Source organism: Amorphus sp. MBR-141 (assembly GCF_053628695.1).
The window spans coordinates 12,680-34,078 of record NZ_JBRJGW010000014.1 but is presented as its reverse complement, the minus strand read 5'-3'; the positions used below and the strand labels follow the sequence as shown (position 1 = coordinate 34,078).

The following is a 21,399-nucleotide window of genomic DNA, read 5'->3' as shown; positions in this document are numbered from 1 at the left end:
GCTTCCCGTTAAGGCCCGGCGGATCGGCCGTCGGCGCCGTCGTGTTCTTGGCAGTCATCGTCGCTCTTGCCTGGCGACTGCCGCTGGGAATCGATCTCAGCGACGAATCTTATTACGCGCTTTTCGTCGACGACTGGTTGAAGGGTGGGTTTGCCACCAGCACGCTGACGACCATCCATCAAACGGCGCTTCTGGCTGCCTATCTGCCGCTTCGACTCTACACGGCTCTCGTGGGCTCCACGGATGGCCTCGTCATCCAGTTGCGCATCCTTTTCCTCGTCGGCGCGATCGTCACCGCGCTGGTTTGGCTCCGCTTTCTGCTCCAGATCGTCAAACCGCTGCACGCGTGGCTGGGGGCGGCCTTTTTCCTTTCCTTCATTCCGTTCGGCCTTCCCTCTGTGTCCTACAACACGCTGGGCTCCCAGGGGCTGGGAATTGCCCTGGCGGCTCTCGGTCTCGCCCTGGTCAGGGAGCGGCTTTGGGGCTGGTGGGCCTTCGCCTCGGCCGTCGGATGGGGCATTGCCACCACGGCCTACCCGTCGCTTCTCCTCCCCCTGGGCGCCTGTCTCCTGCTGCTTTGGCTGACGGGCTGTCCCAAGCGGGACTTGTTGACTTACGTCTGCCTGACCGGAGCCGCCCAGATCGTTGGCTGGACGCTCGTCGCCTATGCGCTCTCGCCGGAAAAGGTCGTGGACAGCTTCGCCTACCTTGCAGCGATCAACGACGTCGGGGGACTGGGCCGCAAGCTCGACTTCGCGCTCACCGTCCTTGGCGCCCACCCGATTTTCGTCATCGTATGCGGCCTCGCCGCGCTGGTGGGGCTTCTCCGTGAAAGACTGGGAGCAACCCTCGCAAGCCTCACGATTGCGGCCCTCCTCGCCGTTCTCTTCGCGGGGGAACCCGCTCTTTTCTGCCGCTCGCATGACATCGTTACAGTCCTCGCACTCGCCGGCCTCGGTTTGACGTTCGAGCTTTGCCGCACATCGCAGCCCGGCGCGCGCGCGACCGGCTTGATCTATGCGACAAGCCTCTTTGCGGGAGTGATCACGATGGTCTCCGCGTTCAACGGCATCTACAATTTCACCATCGGGGCGTTGGCGGCTGCGATCATGTCGACCTACACCCTCACCCGTCCGGACGGCCGGCTCTCCTGGCCGGCAACGCTATGTGGCGCAGGTGCCGTGGCCGCGGTCCTGGCCACATCCCTCACGTTCTATTATGGCACCCCGCCCGGCACCGGCCTGCCGGATGTCCGGGTTCACACCGGCGCATTCGCGGGGCTGCGTGGGCAATCCGATCAGGTGGAAGCGATCCGGTGGATGGAGAACGAAGTCGCCCCACGGATCGGGGCTGACGGAAGAATCGCGTTCGTCGGACGCCTCTACGGCCTCATCCTGGCCACGCCAGCCCGCCCCCAGATGCTCGCGGTCTTCCCACTCGATGACACCATGAATCCCAAGGGGCTGGCCATCAACCGCGCCTTCTATGCCGCCCCGACACACCGGCCGAGTTTGGTTGTAGTGCAGTCCGACAAGTACATCACGCCGCTCAATCCGTTTGGGCCACGCTTCGGCGAGTGGTACGAACTCATCGAGGCAAGTGATCAGCCCCTAGGGAAGTTCGAAATCTATAGAAATACGGAGTCGGCAAGCTGACGTGCGACGTACCCCGGCGCAAGGAAGATGGCCAACACGTTTCGGGCGCCTACTATGCCCTTTTTGCGACGTGATACGCAGCACGCAAAGGACGCAACGTGCCACACTCCGCGGTCGGCCGACTCAAGCCGGCCGACATTCTCTCACTTGGCGTATCCAGTTCCGAGTTTACTCCCAAGAAGCACCTTCCGCGACTTGGCAGGCTGACAGCAATAAGAACGGCACATGTCTGGAGCAATACTCAAGAGCCGCCTCCAGGCGCATATGCCCGCATGGCGATAGGTCGAATGAAAACAGAATTTGGCATGCATACATTTAGCTCACTACGGAGCTTCTTGCTCCCGCTAGCGACCTCTCTATTTTTCTGTCTTTATATCATCGCCGTTTGGCATCTGGCTCCGGCAAATCCCACCGCCCCTGACGCCGATACAGCAGATCTGTTCCTGGATTTCTATCAAGATTACCTCCACCCTGAGCCGAAAGATCATTTTATATATCTCGCCACATCCATCGGCGTGGTGATTTTCGCACTGCTCGCTGCGCTTGCAGCCCCCCGATGCGAAAAACGCCGGTATCCTGTGGCCATCTGGGCATCGCTGTTTCTGGCATTCGTTCTATTTACGATTATAAATCGAAATATACTTTCAATATTAACAGAAGTATTTACCACATTATACAGCTATATTTTAACATTATTACTATTGATTATATTTATAATATCAAGAAAAAATACAATACTATCATTTTCTATAGGGGTATTGTCGCTTCTCATATTCGGAACCTACACAATATTTTTTCGTATTTGGCACGTGGACGAAATCACATACGCCGCACATTTCTTTTCGCATCATGAGGCGGTCATATATTCATTAATTCAAATATCCAGTGGACGAACCTGTCTCGTCGATGTTCAGCCTCAGTATGGCTGCTACGGAGAACTAATTGCACCAGCCCTTTGGATATTCGGAACCAGCACCTTTGCCATCACCTCCCTCTTTGGCGCGATTTTTCTTGTCGCCATCGCGTTCATCATAGACGCGGCGCGTCGGATTATTCCGCATCCGGCAGTCCTTGCCGCGACAGCTGTATGGCTTCTGTTTCTCGCCTCGATGATCCTGTTCTTCGGCTCGCCGGACCCGTACTACGCGTACTATCCGATCAGGGTTCTTTTCCCCGCTATCGCCTTCTGGCTCTTCGTACGGGTGGATGCCGAGCCCCTCTCCCATCGCTCCGCCTGCGGCCTGGGGCTGTTCTGTGCTTTGGCAATATTCTGGAACCTCGACTCCGGTGCGGCGGTCACGCTCGGGATGGCGGCGATGATTTTTCTTGGGGGCTTCAGTGACGGCCGCTGGAGGCACCCTATGGATCGCCTGAAGACGCGGTTGCCGCTCACGCTCATGTTCGTGACCGCTGTAGGCGTAGGTCTTCTCCTCGCCGTCGCCTGTCTTTGGTTGAAATCTGGCGCCGAGCCAACGATTGCAAACTTCTTTCGCTATCAGCAGCTCTTCGCGCTCAGCGGTTTCGCAATGATTCCACTGTCGAGCCCCACGGGCTATTGGGTTCTCTTGCTGGTAATATTCCTGCTCGTCTTGCTCGTTTCAGCCTCGGCAGCCTTGTATGGCGCAAAACGCGACCGCCCCTTGGAAGCAGCTGCCATACTCGCCTTCATGGGCCTTGGCCTGATGCTCTATTTTTTCGGGAGATCTCATTTTTTCGTCTTGCGGCTTGTGGCATGGCCCGGATGTATATTGGCGTTTTTCCTGGCAAGCCGCGCGCTGGATACAGCGTCGCGGCCCACGCGGGCGCTGGTAGCAGCATCCGTGTGCATCGCAGCGGCAGTTCCATTTTCATTTGCCGTTCAGAATGTTGTCCAACCCAAATTTATCTTTGGAGAGATGCACCGGCGAGACAGCCCAGACACCATCATGGGTGATGTTGAGATGATCCGGCGGTTTACGAGTCCCGGCGAACGCATTGTGATATTTGGCCTGAACTCGGGCACCCTGTACGGAGCAACAGGCACCATACCCGCCCTTCCAGGCTTAAGCTATCCAGAACGACTTCTCCGCAGCGACCTGAAGAACGAGAGAGAGAACATCATCGAGCATCGCCCCAAGAAGATCTTCGTTCAATTCGGAGATGAAGAAGACTTTGGAGAAACGCTAATTAAACTCGATAATATTGAAGAAAAATATAATACTCGTTTTTACTCGGAAAATCTACATTATAGATACTTAGTCAGGAAAGATTCCTCCAATTAGCAGCCAGGGACCACGGCAACAGGAGTAATGCACAGATGAAATCGGCGGTATCTACAATTCGGGCCACACGTCGCTGCGAAGGCGAACGCCTTGAGATTCGTGCCCAGATACGGCGATCTTCCTCTGGATGCGGTCGAGCCGAGCCATGGCGTGGGCGCCAGGACGACCAGGCGTCATCCGTCCGACCTGACGGACGTTTGGCGGGGCCCGATTTCGCGCCGCGGATGCCCCAAGCGTACGTTTATGGTCGCTGCGGCTGAAAGCGCTGGCGCTCGATGGGAACCAGACGGCGAGCACGGGTGGTGAACCCAAGCTCTTTTGACCGACGACCTACCCTCTCAACTCGTGGACGAAACAGGCTCACCTTCGCAATCGAGGGGCTCCAGCGCGACCGAGAGATCTCCCCCCGGTCGGCTACATCAGAAGACAATGTCAATCAGCTGACTGCAGACCATCTCGACCTGATCATCCGTGAGCTTCGGATAGCTAGGTAGAGACAATCCACGCCGTGCAATATCGGCAGCAACCGGGAAATCGCCGTCCATCCGGTACATCGGCATCTCGTGGGCGCAGAAGAAGACAGGCCGCGTATCGATGCCCCGCTCCTTCATCTCGCGCATGACGACATCCCGATCGGTCCCCTCGGGAAGAAGCAGGCTCACCATCCAGTCCGACGCGATCACGCCAACCTGCCGGGTCTGGAAGACCAGATCATGGTTGCCGAGCTTCTCCCGGTAGAGGGATGCGAGCTCGCGCTTGCGGCGGAAGATCTCGTCGAACCGTTCCATCTGCGCGACGCCGATGGCGGCTGCGATGTTGGTCATCCGGTAGTTGAAGCCGATGATATCGTGCCAATAGCGCTTGGTGAGCGACTGCCCCTGGCCCTTGGTCTGGCGCAGCAGCGCGGCCACCTTCGGATCCCGCGCAATGACCGCGCCGCCCTCTCCCGTGGTGATCGTCTTGTTGCCGAAGAAGCTGAACGTGCCGACGTCGCCGAACGTCCCCACATGCTGCCCGTCGATCGTCGTGCCCAGCGCCTCGGCGCAGTCCTCGACGACGAAAAGGTCGTGCTCGCGGGCTATCTCGACGATCGCATTCATGTCGCACGCCGCACCGTACAGATGCACGGGCATGATGCCCTTGGTGCGCGGCGTGATCTTGCGCCGGAGATCGTCCAGGTCGATCAGCCAGTCGTCCCTCCGGCTTTCGACGAATACCGGCGTGGCCCCCGTCTGGGCGATCGTGTTGACCGAGGCGATGTAGGTGAAGGTCGGAACGAGGACCTCGTCGCCCGGCCCGGCACCGAGACAGTGTAGCGCCAGATGCAGGGCGACCGTCCCGTTGCACACGGAGACGGCCTCTTCGGCCCCCGTGAGCTCCGCCAGGTCCGCTTCGAACCGCTCGATGAAGGCGCCCAGCGAGGAGATCCACGTCGTATCCATGCATTCGGACACGTACCGCTTCTCGTTTCCAGACAGGTCCGGCTGGTACACCGGGATCATCGTCGGTGCCCCGCGCTCGGCGATTTTCGTTTCAGAAGCCATGTCACCCGACTTTCACGTGCCGCTGGTCAATTCCGCGACCACACTTTCCATTCGGCGCAGGCCCGGCTCGTCCCAGGGAAGCTTGAGCCCCTCCGCCAACGCGCGCACCGCGACCAACGATTCCGAGCGTGTCCTAGCTTGCAGGCTTGACCTAAGGAAGGCCAAAAGTGCGTCCGCGTAGGCAGCCGGGCTCATGTGCGTCCTGGCGTAGTCCTGGGCCCGCCTGCCCAGCTTCAGACCCCATTCCGGATCGTCGAGAAAGTGCTCCAGGTGAAGCATGAGGTCGAGGGCCTCGTTGCCGGGCCTGCAGTGCATCAGCATTTCATCCGGCGGATCCACGTAGCAGCCATGGCTCGAAACCGCCGTCGGCCGGCCTGACGCCATCCCGAGGATCAGGGACGCCGAAGCCCCTTCGAACACCGGCGACCGCAGGCAGGAGATGACGTCCACGTCGCGCAGCTGCCAGCGCAACTCCTCGTCGCTCACCCATCCGGTGTACTCCGGGCGGTCGACGCCTAGCGTGGCCGCCAGCTTTTCCATCCGGCGCCGCTCGCCCTCTTCTGTCGGACCAATGACCCGGATCCGGCAGACATTTCGCAGGACCGGGGACGCGGCGACCGCCAGGAGCAACTGGTCGATCCGCTTGTTGGGGTTCGCGTGCCCGATGCAGGCGATCGTCAGCCGGCCCCACCACTGGGGAACCGGCGGAATGTCCGGATAGGCGGCCCCAAGCGGAATCTTCACGACGGGACCGGCGCAGGCCTGCTCCACGCGCTTGCGGTAGTGCTCGGCGTGGAACACCGCGCCGGAACACTGACGCGCGATCCACTCCGTCATTGGCCGCATGGCCGCGGCGCGCTCCATCGCCGCCCAGTCCGAAAGCGACTCGTCGTCACCAAGCAGGTCGCTCTCATACGCCCGGCGGACGAGCGCCCGCAGCTCAGCGTCGCCTCTGCCGCCGGGACGGTGTGCCCAGCCTGCGGCCAGACCGAGCAGCAAGACATCATGGAAGATCCCGATCGGCCGGAGCTCGTAGAGCCGATCGATGATCGCGCCGTGGAAGGGGTAGTTGTTCCCGACATTCACCAGCACGTGGTCGAACTGATCGCGGATCTCGCCGTCGGAGATGTCCTGGAGGCTGACCGTGGGGATATCGGAGGTCAACAGGCCGAGACCGCGTGCCTCCAGCACTTCAGATCGCAGGATGGTAACGGAATGCCCGCCCTCGATGAGGACGTCGGCGACGTCCTTCGTTACCTGCGCGATCGCCGACTTCGTGTTCCAGGGAGAGATCCAGGCGATACGGAGGGCGCTCATGACAGCAATGCTTCAATGGTGGCCGGCCAGGTCAGCTTTTCGCGATCGAGTATGGCCCGCGCGTTTGCCCCCATCTCCTTGGCCTTGGCACCGTCGCTGGCGAGCCGCGACAGACCCGCCCCCAGCGCCTCGGCCGTCGGGGCGCACACATAGCCCGACACCGCGTCATGGACGATGTCCAGCACGCCTCCGGAATCGGTGGTCGTGAGCACCGGCTTTCCCGCCTGGAAGGCCTCCATGGTGCAGTATCCGACGGAATCCTCATCGAACGGAAGGTAGGCCACCGCGATCGACCGGTTTACCCAGCTCGCCAGAGCGGCGCGTGACAAATACTGCAGGTCGAGCACCAATCGGTCCCCGACACCCAGCTCGTCGGCAAGCGATCTCAGCTTCGCGGCATCATCGGCCGAATCGGGCGGGCCAGCTACCACAAGGCGGACCTTCGGAGCATGCCGAAGTGCCGACACGAGCAGATGTTGCCGCTTCGCGTCGTTGATGCGACCCGTGGCGACGATGTAACCCTCGGGCTCCGCCGCCGAGAAAATGTCCGGGTCGTTCAACGGAGGCCGCAGCACGTTTCCTTCGATCGAGTTGTAGTGCCTCAGGCGATTCTGTGTCGTCGGTGAGTTGGTGAACAATGCACGCGCTTCGCCAAGTCCAACGGTGTCGGCCGAGCGGATCGCCTTTACGATCTGCCGACCGCGTTCAGAATCGGGAATGTTGCTCTGGCCGGCATCCAGGAGGTCGTAAGCCTGCCGATACTGGTGCAGCAGCCAGACAACCTTGTTCGAATGCATCGCCAGATAGGCCGGGAACTTGAGCGCGATAACCCGGTCGACGTTTGCCAGGCGGAGACTTCGCGCCACAAGCATTTCGTCGATCAGCCGTTCGGCCGGCTCCCAGGTGAACGGCAGACTGACAGCTTCCGCATTGACGCCCGCCAACCGAAGATTCCGGACCAGATGGTCACGCAACTCTTCGGCCCCGCCTGACACGAAGGGCACCTTGGTGGTCAAGACGAGAACATTCATGCCAACAACCGGTCGATGACGTGGTCCCAGTTGATCGCAAGTTCTGCCACGCGCAAGTTTGCTCCTCCGCCAAAACGCTCTGCTGTGGTCCGGTCGAGATAGAGTCTATCGAGTGCGCCCGCGATTTCCCGAGGATCCGGAGCCGTGATCAAGCCTTCCCGCTCATCCCGCACGAACTCCAGAACGCCTCCGGAATCGGTGCAGGTGATTGTGGCTTTCCGCGCGTGTGCAGCCTCGAGCGTCGGATAACCATAGCTGTCTTCGTCGAGCGGGAGGTAGGCGGACGCCAGGGCGCTTTCCAGGAGCTCGACCTTCCGCTCCTCCGAGATCCAGTTCGCCTCGATGGAAAGCCGGTCACCCACTTCGTGGCGCTCGGCAATCTCGCGGATCGTCTGAAAATACTCCCCATCCAAAGCCTCCCCGCACAGCCGAAGCTTGACGGGTGTCTTGGTATGGCCGAGCGCCTCGACCAGCAAATGCTGCCTTTTGTGTGGAACGCACCGGCAGATCGACACGATTTCATCGCCGTACCCGCCCGCGCGAAATTTCTGGGGATCGCGCAGAGGTGGGTACAGAACTTCCGAGCCCAGGTCGTTGAACCGCCTCAGCCGTGCAGAGACCGTTTCAGAGTTGGTGAAGACGGCATGCGCCTCCTTCAGGGCCACGGTATCGGCTTCAATGACGGCATCCCGGATCGCCCGCCCGGGGATGGTGTCGTCCACGGCCCGGTAGGGGGTGTCCCAGAGGTCGTAGAAGGGCCGGATGTGATGGATGAACCAGACCACCTTGCGACGGTGACGCACCATGTGCGCAGGGGGCCGAAACGTGACGACGAGATCGAAATGCGTGTCGAGTTCGATCATCCGGAACGCCGCAAACTGCGAGATCAGATTGTGGGGATCGTCGGTGTTCGGAATATAGACGATATCGACTTGGTGGCCACGAGCGACGAGTTCGTCCTTGAGCCATTCCACGATGAACCGATAGCCGCCCTGCACAAGCGGGACCATCGACGAGACGAGGCCAATTTTCATTTTGTTATAGCTCGCAACAGCCGTGCTGGTGCTCCGCCGACAATGGACCCGTCCTCGATATCGCAAACCACGGCTGACCCGGCACCCACCACGACGTCCATGCCGATCCTCGTTCCAGGCCTGATGCTGCTACCCACCCCGATCAAGGTCCTTGCGCCAATCTGAACGCTACCGGCGATCGCGCATCCCGGCGCGACGTGAGCCGCGGACTGCAGCACACCATCATGGTCGATGATGGCGCCCGTGTTGACGATAGTGAAATCTCCGACGCTCACATCGGTTCCGACAACAGCACGCGCCATGACGACCGCCCCCTCCGCGATCTGCGCGCTTGGCGCAAGAAACGCCGAGGGGTGGACAACCGGGGGCAATCGATACCCGTGTCGCCTGGCCTCCCGCCCGAGGCGCTCGCGAGCAGCATTGTGGCCGACAGCCAGGATGACAGTGTCTATCCCCCTCGCGCGCAGTTCCGGAAGCAGTTCGTCGCTACCAAGGACCGGTATGCCAAGGATGGGTCTGGCGTCAGCCGAGGGATCGAGCAATCCGACGAATTCGCCGAGATCTGCGGCGATCGCAGCCTCCAGGACGACTTTCGCGTGGGGGCCGGCCCCGAGAACAACGATCTGCGGCACGCCTTTCGCAGTCGCCACCTCGTCACTCCATGTTCAGCTGCGGGTAGTCCCCGACGGGTCGACGCAGAAGGAGGAGGTTCAGAGTGAAGACACGCGCCAGTTCGCAGACGGGACGAAGCTTGCGAATGGACCCATCGAACTCATTGATCTCGTAAGCCGTGAATCCCGGAAGAGTGAACTCACGCAGCCACTCTTCGATCGCGGTTTCGGACCGCTTCAGGTGAGACGGTCCGAATTCCACGATGACGGCGAGATCGTCGTTCTCCTCGACGATCCGGGCCATTCCTCTCCATGCTTCAAGCTCGAACCCCTCGACATCGATCTTGACCAGCTTCACGGGGGAACCGACAGGCACGAGGGCATCCACCCTGCGCACGCGAACCATCTCGGCCCTGGCATCTTCCGGAATATCGAGCAGCGAGGCCTGTCCACAGATGGTAGGGATGTGCAGTGTCGCCTGGCCCTCATCGCTGCCGGCTGCGCATTGCTCGATTGCGACACGTCCGGCAAGACCGTTGAGCGCGACACTCCGCTCGAGCAGCGTCGCGGACCGTGACGACGGCTCCACCGCGATCACGCGGCCTGACTCGCCGACTTGTCTTGCCAGCGGCAGCGTGACCAGGCCGATGTTGGCTCCGACGTCGATCACCGTGTCGCCGTCGGCCACGAGGCTGCGCGCCACGGCTATCATTCCCGCTTCGCTGTATTCCGACGCCTCGACGAGCATCGCTACGAGGGCAGGATCTTCCATCGGCACGAGGATATATCCGGCTTCTGTGCGGACCAGGATGGAATCGTCGAGCGGGACGGCAACCCGTCGTGCGACCCCGTCGATGCGCGCCTGAAGATGATCGAGCCGCGCGTCGATCGAGCCGAAGGGACCTGCGGTCTCGGCAAGCATGCCGGTCAACGACGCTTGAACTTCGCGCCTGACGTCGTTTTCCTTCAGCTGATCCAGACGGATAGCGTCCACCGTCAGCTGGAGTTTTTCAATGCGGCGGACGATCTCGTCGAGAGGGTTCGCTCGTCCTTCTGCCCCCGCATCGCGGAATGCCCGAAAGATCTCGATCCGCGGCAGTATCGTGTTCAGCTCATGGACGAACAGCGCACGAGCGTCCTCCCGGCTTCCGACCTTCATGAGCGCGTCGGGGTCGTCCCCCGGGGCCATGAACGCGAGTCGATGGTTGATGCTCTCGATGAGACGTGCCGTGTTGGAATTGTCGACGGCCTTGGCGACACGTCGCCGGAACGGAGAACGAAGCGGGTTACGCATCCAGCTCAGCAGACTGCGCCGACGCTTCGAGCTCTGGCTGGCCATGAAGTCTCCAACGTATGATCGGCATGGATGGGCCTGAGGTCGCCCTTGCTAGGCTTGGCCTTCTCACACTTCCAGCATCGGTGCGTTTCAGTCAAACGCGCAAGATCGGCCGGCAGAACTCGCGAAACCGGCTCGATTCTCGTCGGATTCTCGATATGCCCCAGCCTGTGGCAACGTCAACGATGTCGAGCAGGCAGCGCATTACCTTCCGATGACGAACATCGGAGGATGGGGTGTAGTCTAGATTTTTTTGGATGCAAAGCCCCTCCCCGACCATGGTCGGAAATCACGACCATACCTGCTGGCCTGCGTCGCCCGGGTCGACCATGTGTTCTGCCTTCGGCCCATCAGTATAACGGCTGGCTCAATCAACCAGGGCGGATGCGGGCCGACGAGCTATACCGTTGACACGTGCGGCGAATGGAAAGAGTAGAGGGACCAAATCGCGCAAGGCGGGAGAATTTGCAAATGGTGGTTCCGGTCATTCTGTCCGGCGGATCGGGTACGCGGCTGTGGCCGCTTTCGCGGGCGGACCTGCCGAAGCAGCTGGCGCCGCTGTTCGGCGAGGAATCGCTGTTCCAGCACACTGTCCGCCGCGTCGCCGGCTCGCCGCTCTACGAGAGGCCGGTGGTGCTCGCCTCCGCCGACGGCCGCTTCCTGATCCGCGAACAGCTGCAGGAGCTGGGCGTCGACGGCAGGATCGTGCTTGAGCCGGCCCGCCGCGACACGCTCGCCGCGATCGCCGCCGCCGCAGCCGTCGCCCACCGCGACAACCCCGACGCGATCCTGCTGATCATGCCGTCGGACCACCTGATCACCGACGTGGAGGCCTTCGCGGTCTCCGCCGAGATCGCGGCGAACGTCGCCCGCGACGGCGGCATCGTCACCCTCGGCGTGAAGCCCACCTACCCGGCCTCCGGCTACGGCTACATCGCCCCCGGCGCGGAAGGCCCGGACGGTTCCTTCCAGATCGCCCGCTTCCTGGAGAAGCCCTCCGCCGACGCCGCCGCGACGCTGATCGCCGAAGGCTGCCTGTGGAACGCCGGCATGTTCTGCTTCCGCGCCGCCGTCCTGCTCGACGAGGTCAAGCGCCTCGAGCCGGCAACCCATGCCGCCGTGCTCGCCGCCGTCGACGAGGCCGAGGACGATCTCGGCTTCATGCTGCTCGGCCCCTCCTTCGAGAAGGCCCGGGCCATCTCCTTCGACTACGCGGTCATGGAGCGCACCGAGGCCTCCTTCGTGGTGCCGGTGGCGTTCAGCTGGTCCGACGTCGGCGACTGGAAGGCGTTCTGGGAGGCCACCGACCAGGGCACCGACGGCGTCACCACCGAGGGCGACGTGGTCGTCCTCGATTCCAAGAACTCCATCATCCGCTCCGGCGGGCGGCTGATCTGCGCCGTCGGCGTGGAGAACCTCGCCATCGTCGAGACGCCGGACGCCGTGCTGGTGGCGGACATGCGCCAGGCCCAGAAGGTCAAGGAGCTCGTCGGCATGCTGGCCGCCCAGGGCCGCTCGGAGGCCGCCGAGCACGCCCGGGTCTACCGCCCCTGGGGCTGGTACCAGACCATGGACATCGGCGACCGCTTCCGGGTGAAGCGCATCGCCGTGAAGCCCGGCGCCAAGCTGTCGCTGCAGAAGCACTTCCACCGCGCCGAACACTGGGTCGTCGTGCGCGGCACCGCCGAGATCACCGTCGGCGAGGAGACGAAGATCCTGCGCGAGAACGAGAGCATCTTCATCCCGATGGGCGAGGTGCACCGCCTCGCCAACCCGGGCAAGATCGGCGTCGAGATCATCGAGGTGCAGACCGGCGCCTATCTCGAAGAGGACGACATCGTCCGCATCCAGGACGACTTCGGGCGGCAATGACGCGACTGTTCGTCGACGTCACTGAGGTCTCCGCCCTCGGCCGCAAGGCCGAGGAACTCACCGGTGTCCAGCGGACCTGCCTGGAGTTCGCCTACGAGCTCGTCACGGCGGGCCGCGCCACCGCGGTGGTGCTGAACCCCCTCACCGGTCGCTTCCGCGAGGTCGCCCCCTGGGCGTTCGAGCTGGAGCACCTCTACGCCACCGAGACCGTCAAGGAGCGCCTCGGGCTGCTGCCGAAGGTGCGCAGCCTCGGCAAGTACCGCGGGCTCAAGCGCGCCCTCTACGAGACGGAACAGGCGCTCGCGGGCGCCGTCCGCAGGGTGCGCCCCGGCCGGCCTGGCACCGCCGTCGGCGACGCCATCAACCTCGACGGCGGCGTGCTGCTGACGGCGGCGAACTTCGAGATCGCCCGCCGCGTCGGCCTGCGCGCCAAGGCGCTGCACCCGAGCGTATCGGTGGTGGCCGTCCTCTACGACACCATTCCCCTTGTCGGAGACGCCGCCGGCGTGGCGGCCGGCTTCGGTCGGGCCTACCAGGAGGGCTACCGGGCGCTCGGCGGCGCTGGCGCGCGCTTCATCGCCATCTCCGACCACACCCGCACCGATGCGCTGGCGGCGATCGCGCGCGGCGCCCTTGCCCCGTCGGTGGCGCCCGAAGCGGCGATCCTGCTCGCCCACGAGTTCCGCGCGCCGCCGCCCGGTTCGGCGCCGGGTCCGCTGCCGGATGCCCCGTATTTCCTCTCGGTCGGCAGTCCCATGGGCCGCAAGAACGGCAGGCTGCTTTGCGAGGCCTATCGGCGGCTGGCGGCACGCGATGGCGCGCTGGCAGACCGGCTGCCCGCCCTCGTCTTCGCCGGCCGGGTCGGCACGGATCCCGGCGCGCTGCTCGACCGTCTCGGCGGCTACCGCGACATTGCCGCCCGCGTGCGCCTGGTCGACGAACCGGATCACGCGACGCTGCAGGCGCTCTACCGCTCCGCCGAGGCGCTGGTGTTTCCAAGCGTCTACGAGGGGTTCGGCTTGCCGGTCGGCGAGGCGCTGTGGCTCGGCACGCCGGTCATCGCATCGAACGCCACGTCGATCCCCGAGGTCGGCGGCGATCTCGCCGTCTATTTCGATCCGTCCGATGCGGACGCCTTGGCGGCGCTTCTGCTTGAAGCCGCGACGGTGCCGGACTGGCGCGCGGCCCGCCGCCACGCCATCGCCGCCGCCCGCCCCCATCTGCGCAGCTGGCGGCAGGTCGCCGGCGACTACGCAGATCAGGCGGCCGGCTGAACCGATCCGGTGCTGCCGTCCGCAGCGCGCGACGGCCCACCTATTCCGCAGCGTCGCCCATCTCGAACTGCAGCGTGACGATGCGCTTGTAGTAGTCGTTGCGCGCCGCGAGCTCCTCGTGCGTTCCGAGATCGGTGACGTGGCCTCCGTCGATCAGGGCGATCCGGTCGGCCTCCTTCACCGTCGACAGGCGATGGGCGATGACGATGATCGTCTTCTTCTTCGCCTGCGAGCGCACGTAGTTCTTGATGAGCTGCTCGTTGTCGGCGTCGAGCGCCGACGTCACCTCGTCGAGGAGCAGGATCGGCGCATCGCGGATGATCGCGCGCGCCATGTTCAGCCGCTGGGCCTGGCCGCCGGAGATCAGCGTGCCAAGCTCGCCGGCGTCGGTGTCGTACCCCTGAGGCAGGCTCTGAATGAACGAATGAAGCCCGACGACCTCGCAAGCCTCCTCGACGCGTGACTGCGGGACGTTCGGGTTCTTGAGGGTCAGGTTGTCCTTGAGCGAGCCGGAAAAGATGAAGTTCGACTGGCCGACGAAGGCGATCGCGTCGCGCAGGCTCGACGTGTCGAGCTGCCCGACGTCATGCCCGAACACATGGAGCGTGCCGGCCCGCGGCAGATAGAATTTCATCAGAAGCTTGAACAGGGTCGACTTGCCCGCCCCCGACGGCCCGACCAGCGCGATCATCTCGCCCTGATGGATGTCGAGATTGAGCTTGTCGAGAACCAGCCCCCCGTCGCCATAACGGAAGTCCACGTTCTCGAAGGAGATGGCGGGCACCGCGGCAGCGCCCTCCGGGGGCAGGGTCTTGCCTGACTCCGCAGCGAGAAGAACCGGACCCGTATCCTCGAAATCGTGGTCGTTGAGCAACGCGTAAACCATCTCCACCGCCATCAGCGCGGTACGGATCTGGACGCGCATCTGGCTGAGCCTGCGCGCCGGATCGGCGGCAAGCAGTAGCGCCGTCAGGAACGACATGAACGTGCCAGGGGAATAGTCCCCCATCGTCAGGCGCCAGCCTGCATAGAGAATGGCCAGACCCACGGCGATGCCGCCCACCGTGTCCAGCAAGGGCAGCGGCGCCGCGTTAAGGGCGGCGATCCGGTTCTTCTGCTCGCGCAGGCCCTCGATGATCTTGTCGCTCTCCTGCAGGAGCGGCTTCTCGAGCCGGAATGCCTTGATGACCGTGATCCCCTGCACGGTTTCGCGGACCTGGCGGTTGAGGAACTGATAGCCGGCAAGTTCGGCGCCCACGAGGCCGCGAATCTGCTTCAGCAGACGACTGACGCCAAAGAAGATGATCGGCGCCACGAGGAAGGAGCAGATGGTCAGATAGGCGTCCTGAACGAGCATGACCCCGAGCAGCGCGACCAGCGTCGCGACGTCCCGAAGGCCGTTCACCAGAACCTGGTTGAGGATCGAGTTGAAGCCCCCCGCGCCCTGATTGAACCGCATGATCAGGTCGTCGGAGCTGTAGCGCGAGAAGAAGGAGATCCGCTGCTTCATCACGTGTTCGAACATCCGCTTCTGGATGTCGGCGACGAGCGAGTTAGAGATCTGGTTCGACAGGACGCTCTGCCCGTAGAGCGATGCCCCCCTCACCACGAAGACGGTCACGATCGCGAAAAACAGCGGCAGGATCAGCGGCGTGCTCTGCTTGACGAAGACGGTCTCCACCACATCCTTCACCATCCAGGCGATGCCCGCGGTCGTGCCGGACACCAGCCCGATCAGGATGAAGATGATGACGTACTTCTTCCAGAAAACCTTGAAATAGTGCTGGAATATCCCGGCGATCAGGCTTGCGTCACCGGTCGTCGGGATCTTCAGCATTCGGCCGAGCCAGTTCGGCAACCGGGCTCGATGGTCAGTGGAAAACATGCGAGAAACCTTCGTATCCGCGGAGCCAAAACGGCATTCGACGCACGCCCCACCTCTGGGAGATGTTTCTGCGGCTCAATCGCGGCCCTACTGCGTCGGGACCTCGGTCGCGAGCCCAGTTTAATTGCGATCGGACTGGGGAGGGGATCGCAATCTTGCTCCCGCTTCGCGCGGTCGCTTCCGTTGCCGCGAGCGCTCCGGCGGCCAAATTGGCCTGCCGTCTCGCCCCGACAGCCGAGATCGACTAGAACGTCCCGCAACAAGCGTCAAGCGCGGCCCCCTGCCAGCCCTCGAAATCGGCGGCGCGGCGACCGGTCGACCTTGACAACAAAGCCGCTATGGCTTGTGAAAGCGTCCACCGGATCCGCCGGTCAGTATCCCACACGTCCGCCCGGTCGGAAACGGCCTGTTGGCTTTCGCGCATGTCGACGCATATCCAGAAGAAGGTTCTCCGGTGACAAAGACGGCATTTATTACGGGCGTTTCCGGGCAGGACGGCGCCTATTTGTCCAAGCTTCTTCTCGAAAAGGGCTACCGCGTCGTCGGCGGCATCCGGCGCACGTCGACCGGCATCATCCACCGTCTGGCAGAGCTCGGGATCGACAAGGACGTCGAACTGGTCACCTTCGACCTGAGTGAATTCCAGAACATCCTGCGGCTGCTCGGCAAGGTGAAGCCGGACGAGTTCTACAACCTCGCCGCCCAGAGTTTTGTGGGCTCCTCTTGGGAACTGCCCCTCTATACGGCCGACGTGGATGCCGTCAGCGTCTGCCGCATCCTCGAAGGCATCCGCGACATCGTGCCCGACTGCCGCTTCTACCAGGCCTCGACCTCGGAGATGTTCGGGCACGTCCGGGAAATCCCGCAGAGCGAGACGACGCCCTTCTATCCGCGCAGCCCCTACGGCGTGGCGAAGCTCTACGGCCACTGGATCACCGTGAACTATCGCGAATCGTTCGGCCTGCATGCTTCGTCGGGCATCCTCTTCAACCACGAGAGCCCGCTGCGCGGCGTTGAGTTCGTGACCCGCAAGATCACCCTCGCCCTCGCCCGCATTGCCCAGGGGCAGCAGGACACGCTCTATCTCGGCAACATGGAGGCGAAGCGCGACTGGGGCTACGCCGCCGAATACGTCGAGGGCATGTGGCGGATGCTGCAGCAGGAGACCGCCGACGATTACGTGCTGGCGACCGGCAACACCTACACGGTCCGCTCCTTCGTCGAAGGCGCCGGCAGGGCCCTCGGCTTCGACCTGGTGTGGGAAGGCGAGGCCGAAACCGAAGTCGGCATCGACCGCAAGACCGGCAGGACCCTCGTCCGGGTCGATCCGAAGTTCTACCGTCCGGCCGAGGTCGAGATCCTCATCGGCGACCCGTCCAAGGCGAAGGCCGCCCTCGGCTGGGTTCCCGCCACCGACATTGCCGGTCTGACCGAACTGATGGTGAGGGCCGACTTCGATCGTGTGAAGTCGGGACGCCTGTTTTTCTAGCGATCTCGAAACGGCAAAATGTGGCGTCCTGGATTTCTGCAGCAGCGCCTAGCCGCGCTCGAGCGCACGTTCTCGTTTGGCCTGGCGACGCGCGGTCGTCGCCAGCTCTGGCAGACCGGCAATGCCAGTCAATCGCCATGGAAGTTGGATAGCCGTTCAAAATGTTGAGCAAGAGGCCCAGTTTCACGACCGGTAGCTTCGCATCCCGCCTGGCCGGGGTGCGCAAGTTGGACAAGCGGCAGCGGAAGTACCTGTCCGCGAAGCTCCTGCTCAAGATCGAGCCCGTCCTTCCCAGCCCCATCGTCAAGAAGATGAAGCGGCGGATGCTCAAATATTCCCCGTTTCCGATCGCCGCCCAGCAGGGCCTGCGAAAGCCCCAGCGGTCGGTGCGGATCCGCCAGATCGAGGCGGATCTGAAACGTGCCGCGGACCGGGCTGCACCCTGATGCACATCGTCATCGACCTCCAGGGTGCCCAGTGCGAGAGCCGCTTTCGCGGCATCGGGCGCTATTCCCTCTCGATCGCCCGTGCCATCGCTCGCAGCCGCGGCGAGCACCGGGTCACCATCGCGCTGAATTCCGCGTTTCCCGCTTCGATCGATCCGCTGAAGGCCGCCTTCGAGGATATCCTGCCGCAGGAGGCCATCCGGGTCTGGCATGGCCTGGACGGCGTCCATGGCCGCGATCTCGCCAACGGATGGCGCCGCCAGGCCGCCGAGCGGATCGGCGAAGCATTTCTCGCCGGTCTCAAGCCGGACGTGGTTCTGGTCTCAAGCCTGTTCGAGGGCTTCGCGGACGATGCCGCAACCTGCGTCCCCCCGGCATCGCCTGACTACGCGACCGCCGTGATCCTCTATGATCTGATCCCGCTCGTCTTTCGCGACGCCTATCTGACCAACGGGCTCGTCTCGGGCTGGTACAATCGCAAGCTCGATCACCTGTGCCGCGCCGACTTCCTGCTGTCGATCTCCGCCTCGAGCGCCCGTGAAGCAGTCGAGCATCTCGGCTACCCCGAAGAGCGAATCGTCAACATCTCCGGTGCGGCCGACCCGAAGTTTCGCAAGATCGAGATGGCGGACGGCGAGGCGGACCGCGTGCGGGAGACCTATCGGATCTCGCGCCCATTTGCCCTGTGCGCGCCCGGCGGCTTCGACATCCACAAGAACATCGACGGCCTCATCGAGGCGTGGGCCCGGCTGCCGGCGCCGCTTCGCAAGAGCCACCAGCTGGTCATCGCCAGCCGCCTTCAGAAGGCGACCGAGCGGCGGCTCGACAAGCTCCGCCAGAAGGCCGGTCTCTCCGCGGACGAGATCGTCTTCACCGGCTACGTGCCGGACCCCGACCTGATCCGGCTCTACAACCTGACCGCCCTCTGCGTCTTCCCGTCCCGACACGAGGGGTTCGGGCTTCCGGCGCTGGAGGCCATGTCCTGCGGCGCGCCGACCATCGGATCGAACCGGTCTGCGGTTCCGGAAGTGCTCGGCCGTGCCGATGCCATGTTCGACCCGGAGAACCCGGCTGAAATCGCCGAACGCATTGCAGAGGTCCTGGGCGACGCCGGCCGTCGGGCCGAGCTTTCCCGCTTTGCGCTGGAACGTGCCCTTCTGTTCTCGTGGGACACGTCGGCGCAACTGGCGCTCAACGGCATGGAGCGGCTTGTCGGCGCCCGCACCACTGCGCGTCCGGTGACGCGCCCGCATCGCCTGGCTCTCGTGGCACCCTCCGCCGGCCTGCGCGCCGGCGCCGCCCATCGCTTGCTGGCGCTTCTTCCCGAACTTGCCTGGCGCTACGAGATCGACATCGTCTCCGTCTCCGGCGCAGCCGGCCCTGGAGACATTCCCCCCGGTGCCCGCAATTGCCTTGACACGGCAGCCTTCCGCGCCGGCGCCGACGGCTACGACCGGATCCTCTATTGCCTCGGCGGCGCAGGCGCCCCCGAGATTACGGCCCTCGCCCGTGAGATCCCGGGTGTGGTGCTGGTGGCCGACACGGCGCTGGCCTCCCGTCTCGACCGGACGACCGCCCCCAACGAACGGATCGCCTTGCTGCACGCCTGCAACGGCTATCTCGATTTGCTCGACCCGGCCGTGCGTGCCGGTCGCGCCCCGTCGGGCACGCTGCTCCTTGCCGACGTCGCCAGCCGCGCCATCGGCATGCTCGCCGGCAGCGACGCGGTCCGAACCGCTGCCGCTGCCGCCGGCATTCCGGACGCGGAGAGCTGGGCCGTCGTGCCGTTCAGCCACATGGCGGCCGAGCACCTTTCGCTTTCCCGCGGCGCCGCCCGGGAGATGCTTGGGCTGGGCGATGATGCCTTCGTGGTCGCCATTGCCTGCGACCCGCCCTCCGACGGGGCCTTCCTCGATGCGCTGTCCGCCATCGCAGAGGCGCAACCCGAGCCGCCTGCCCTTCTCCTCCTCGACGCGCGCGCGCCGGAGGATCGCGACCGGCTGGCCCGCAGGATCGCCGCCGCCGGGATCTCGGTCGATCCGGCCGCGATCCTCGATCCGGCCCATGGGCCGAGCCGGACGCTGGTTGCCGCAGCCGCCGACGGCGCGCTTGCCTTCGGCGAGAACGTCGAGGCCGGCATGTCCGGGCTCGTCCTCGATCTCGCCGATAGCGGCCTGCCAGTCGTCGGGATGCACGCCGTGCCGTCGCCGGCCGACGCCCTCGCCGCATTCCGCACGGCACAGCGCGGCGCCACCCCGTCCACCGCCGGGCCGGACCGTGCTGGCTCCGCTGCCGCCGCACGGGCGATGTCGGATGCGCTGGAGGAAGTCTACGCGACCGGCTCTGCCGGTCTCGCCGCCGCGACGCGCGCCATTGCAACGATCGAGGCGGTGCCGCAGGAGCGCGACGACTGGTTCCGCGCCGCCGAGGCGCTGGCGCGCTCGTTTCCGGCCACCCGCGCGCCGCGGCAGCTGCTGGTCGATGTGTCCGAACTCGCCCAGCGCGATGCGCGCAGCGGCGTGCAGCGGGTGGTGCGCAACATCTTGCGGGAGTGGCTGCTGCACCCACCGGCCGGCTATCGGGTCGAGCCGATCTACGCCGCGAGTGAGCACGGCTATCGCTACGCAACCCGCTTCACTCTCGATTTTCTCGGCCACAAGGTCGGCGACATCGAAGATGCTGACATCGATTTCGCGCCAGGCGACATCTTTTTCATGCTCGACCTGCAGCACCATGTGGCACAGGTCCAGCGTGGCTTCTACCAGACCGCCCGGCATCACGGCGTAAAGGTCTACTTCCTGGTTCACGACCTGCTGCCGATCCTGCTTGACGGCATCTTCCCGCCGCAGATGCGCAAGCTCCACGAGGAATGGCTCGCCGTCGTCGCCGAGAGCGACGGCGCGTTCTGCGTGTCGCGGGCGGTGGCCAACGAGCTGGCCGACTGGATCCGCGGGGCCGGCCTGGTCGACGCGCATCCCTTCCACATCGGCTGGTTCCACCACGGCGCCGACTTCACCGGCGCGCGCTCGTGGACCGGACTGCCGGCGGAGGCGGCCGCCGTCCTGGACACCCTGGAGCGCCGCCCGACCTTCCTCTCGGTCGGCACCCTGGAGCCGCGCAAGGCCCACGCCCAGACCCTCGACGCGTTCGAGGCCCTGTGGGCGTCCGGCGTCGACGTCAACCTGGCGATCGTCGGCAAGGAAGGCTGGCTCGTCGAGGATCTGGTCCGCCGGCTGCGCAAGCACCCCGAGCAGGGCAAGCGCCTGTTCTGGCTGCAGGGCGTCAGCGACGAGTATCTGGAGAAGATCTACGGCGCCAGCGACTGCCTGATCGCCGCCTCGCGCGGCGAGGGCTTCGGCCTGCCGCTGATCGAGGCGGCCCAGTACAAGGTGCCGATCCTGGCGCGCGACATCCCGGTGTTCCGGGAGGTGGCCGGCGAGCACGCGTTCTTCTTCCAGGGCGAGGCCGGCAAGGACCTGGCCGCGGCGGTCACCGCGTGGCTCTCCCTCCACCGCGACGGCCGCCACCCCACCTCCGACGGCATGCCCTGGCTCACCTGGAGCGAGACCGCCGCCCGGCTGGCCCGATCGATCGTCGACGACGACTACCTGATCGAGCTGCGGGCGCCGAGGCCCTAGAGCATG

General features: G+C 64.2%; 14 protein-coding genes. 7 read left to right on the top strand and 7 right to left on the bottom strand.

The window, feature by feature from the left end; all coding sequences use genetic code 11:
- Positions 1–47: 47 nt before the first annotated feature.
- Positions 48–1,655 carry a hypothetical protein gene (locus tag ACSSVZ_RS18010; RefSeq protein WP_453972110.1) on the top strand — a complete coding sequence of 536 codons (1,608 nt, stop codon included), beginning with the start codon at positions 48–50 and terminating at the stop codon, positions 1,653–1,655.
- A 287-nt stretch (positions 1,656–1,942) separates the two neighbouring features.
- On the top strand, positions 1,943–3,916 hold the full coding sequence (locus tag ACSSVZ_RS18005) for a hypothetical protein (RefSeq protein ID WP_453972109.1): 1,974 nt from the start codon (positions 1,943–1,945) through the stop codon (positions 3,914–3,916).
- Positions 3,917–4,335: 419 nt separating this feature from the next.
- Here the strand turns inward: ACSSVZ_RS18005 and ACSSVZ_RS18000 are convergent, their stop codons facing one another.
- The 6 genes from ACSSVZ_RS18000 to ACSSVZ_RS17975 are packed head-to-tail and all read right to left on the bottom strand — an operon-like array spanning position 4,336 to position 10,792.
- On the bottom strand, positions 4,336–5,460 hold the full coding sequence (locus ACSSVZ_RS18000; protein WP_453972108.1) for a DegT/DnrJ/EryC1/StrS family aminotransferase: 1,125 nt from the start codon (positions 5,458–5,460) through the stop codon (positions 4,336–4,338).
- A 12-nt stretch (positions 5,461–5,472) separates the two neighbouring features.
- Complete coding sequence (locus ACSSVZ_RS17995; RefSeq protein WP_453972107.1) at positions 5,473–6,777, bottom strand: glycosyltransferase; 1,305 nt, start codon at positions 6,775–6,777, stop codon at positions 5,473–5,475.
- Positions 6,774–7,793 carry a glycosyltransferase family 4 protein gene (locus tag ACSSVZ_RS17990; protein WP_453972106.1) on the bottom strand — a complete coding sequence of 340 codons (1,020 nt, stop codon included), beginning with the start codon at positions 7,791–7,793 and terminating at the stop codon, positions 6,774–6,776. The genes ACSSVZ_RS17995 and ACSSVZ_RS17990 overlap by 4 nt, the downstream gene beginning before the upstream one ends.
- Positions 7,794–7,804: 11 nt before the next feature.
- Entirely contained in the window at positions 7,805–8,842 is a 1,038-nt protein-coding gene (locus tag ACSSVZ_RS17985) for a glycosyltransferase family 4 protein (RefSeq protein WP_453972105.1), read from the bottom strand.
- Complete coding sequence (locus tag ACSSVZ_RS17980) at positions 8,839–9,492, bottom strand: NeuD/PglB/VioB family sugar acetyltransferase (RefSeq protein ID WP_453972104.1); 654 nt, start codon at positions 9,490–9,492, stop codon at positions 8,839–8,841. The genes ACSSVZ_RS17985 and ACSSVZ_RS17980 overlap by 4 nt, the downstream gene beginning before the upstream one ends.
- Before the next feature lie 4 nt (positions 9,493–9,496).
- Positions 9,497–10,792, bottom strand: coding sequence for an FkbM family methyltransferase (locus ACSSVZ_RS17975; protein WP_453972103.1), 1,296 nt, complete (start codon positions 10,790–10,792; stop codon positions 9,497–9,499).
- 468 nt (positions 10,793–11,260) lie between these two features.
- Here ACSSVZ_RS17975 and ACSSVZ_RS17970 point away from each other — a divergent pair, with 468 nt between their 5' ends.
- Entirely contained in the window at positions 11,261–12,661 is a 1,401-nt protein-coding gene (locus ACSSVZ_RS17970) for a mannose-1-phosphate guanylyltransferase/mannose-6-phosphate isomerase (RefSeq protein WP_453972102.1), read from the top strand.
- Positions 12,658–13,935, top strand: a complete 1,278-nt coding sequence (locus ACSSVZ_RS17965; RefSeq protein ID WP_453972101.1) for a glycosyltransferase — start codon at positions 12,658–12,660, stop codon at positions 13,933–13,935. Before ACSSVZ_RS17970 ends, ACSSVZ_RS17965 begins: the two co-directional genes overlap by 4 nt.
- A 40-nt stretch (positions 13,936–13,975) precedes the next feature.
- Here the strand turns inward: ACSSVZ_RS17965 and ACSSVZ_RS17960 are convergent, their stop codons facing one another.
- On the bottom strand, positions 13,976–15,820 hold the full coding sequence (locus tag ACSSVZ_RS17960; protein ID WP_453972100.1) for an ABC transporter ATP-binding protein: 1,845 nt from the start codon (positions 15,818–15,820) through the stop codon (positions 13,976–13,978).
- A gap of 454 nt (positions 15,821–16,274) precedes the next feature.
- Between ACSSVZ_RS17960 and gmd the strand changes: the two genes are divergently transcribed.
- The 3 genes from gmd to ACSSVZ_RS17945 all read left to right on the top strand — a co-directional run bounded on the left by gmd (position 16,275) and on the right by ACSSVZ_RS17945 (position 21,393).
- The gene (gene gmd / locus ACSSVZ_RS17955; RefSeq protein WP_453972099.1) at positions 16,275–17,309 is read left to right on the top strand and encodes a GDP-mannose 4,6-dehydratase; all 1,035 of its coding nucleotides are present in this window, start codon (positions 16,275–16,277) and stop codon (positions 17,307–17,309) included.
- Positions 17,310–17,470: 161 nt separating this feature from the next.
- Positions 17,471–17,755, top strand: coding sequence for a hypothetical protein (locus tag ACSSVZ_RS17950; RefSeq protein ID WP_453972098.1), 285 nt, complete (start codon positions 17,471–17,473; stop codon positions 17,753–17,755).
- The gene (locus ACSSVZ_RS17945; protein ID WP_453972097.1) at positions 17,755–21,393 is read left to right on the top strand and encodes a glycosyltransferase; all 3,639 of its coding nucleotides are present in this window, start codon (positions 17,755–17,757) and stop codon (positions 21,391–21,393) included. The genes ACSSVZ_RS17950 and ACSSVZ_RS17945 overlap by 1 nt, the downstream gene beginning before the upstream one ends.
- Positions 21,394–21,399: the final 6 nt, after the last annotated feature.

Bases quoted from the DNA above. Each gene is read 5' to 3' on its own strand.
- ACSSVZ_RS18005 (WP_453972109.1), top strand. From the start codon at position 1,943: ATGAAAACAGAATTTGGCATGCATACATTTAGCTCACTACGGAGCTTC.
- ACSSVZ_RS18000 (WP_453972108.1), bottom strand. From the start codon at position 5,460: ATGGCTTCTGAAACGAAAATCGCCGAGCGCGGGGCACCGACGATGATC.
- ACSSVZ_RS17995 (WP_453972107.1), bottom strand. From the start codon at position 6,777: ATGAGCGCCCTCCGTATCGCCTGGATCTCTCCCTGGAACACGAAGTCG.
- ACSSVZ_RS17985 (WP_453972105.1), bottom strand. From the start codon at position 8,842: ATGAAAATTGGCCTCGTCTCGTCGATGGTCCCGCTTGTGCAGGGCGGC.
- ACSSVZ_RS17975 (WP_453972103.1), bottom strand. From the start codon at position 10,792: ATGGCCAGCCAGAGCTCGAAGCGTCGGCGCAGTCTGCTGAGCTGGATG.
- ACSSVZ_RS17970 (WP_453972102.1), top strand. From the start codon at position 11,261: ATGGTGGTTCCGGTCATTCTGTCCGGCGGATCGGGTACGCGGCTGTGG.
- ACSSVZ_RS17965 (WP_453972101.1), top strand. From the start codon at position 12,658: ATGACGCGACTGTTCGTCGACGTCACTGAGGTCTCCGCCCTCGGCCGC.
- ACSSVZ_RS17960 (WP_453972100.1), bottom strand. From the start codon at position 15,820: ATGTTTTCCACTGACCATCGAGCCCGGTTGCCGAACTGGCTCGGCCGA.
- ACSSVZ_RS17950 (WP_453972098.1), top strand. From the start codon at position 17,471: ATGTTGAGCAAGAGGCCCAGTTTCACGACCGGTAGCTTCGCATCCCGC.
- ACSSVZ_RS17945 (WP_453972097.1), top strand. From the start codon at position 17,755: ATGCACATCGTCATCGACCTCCAGGGTGCCCAGTGCGAGAGCCGCTTT.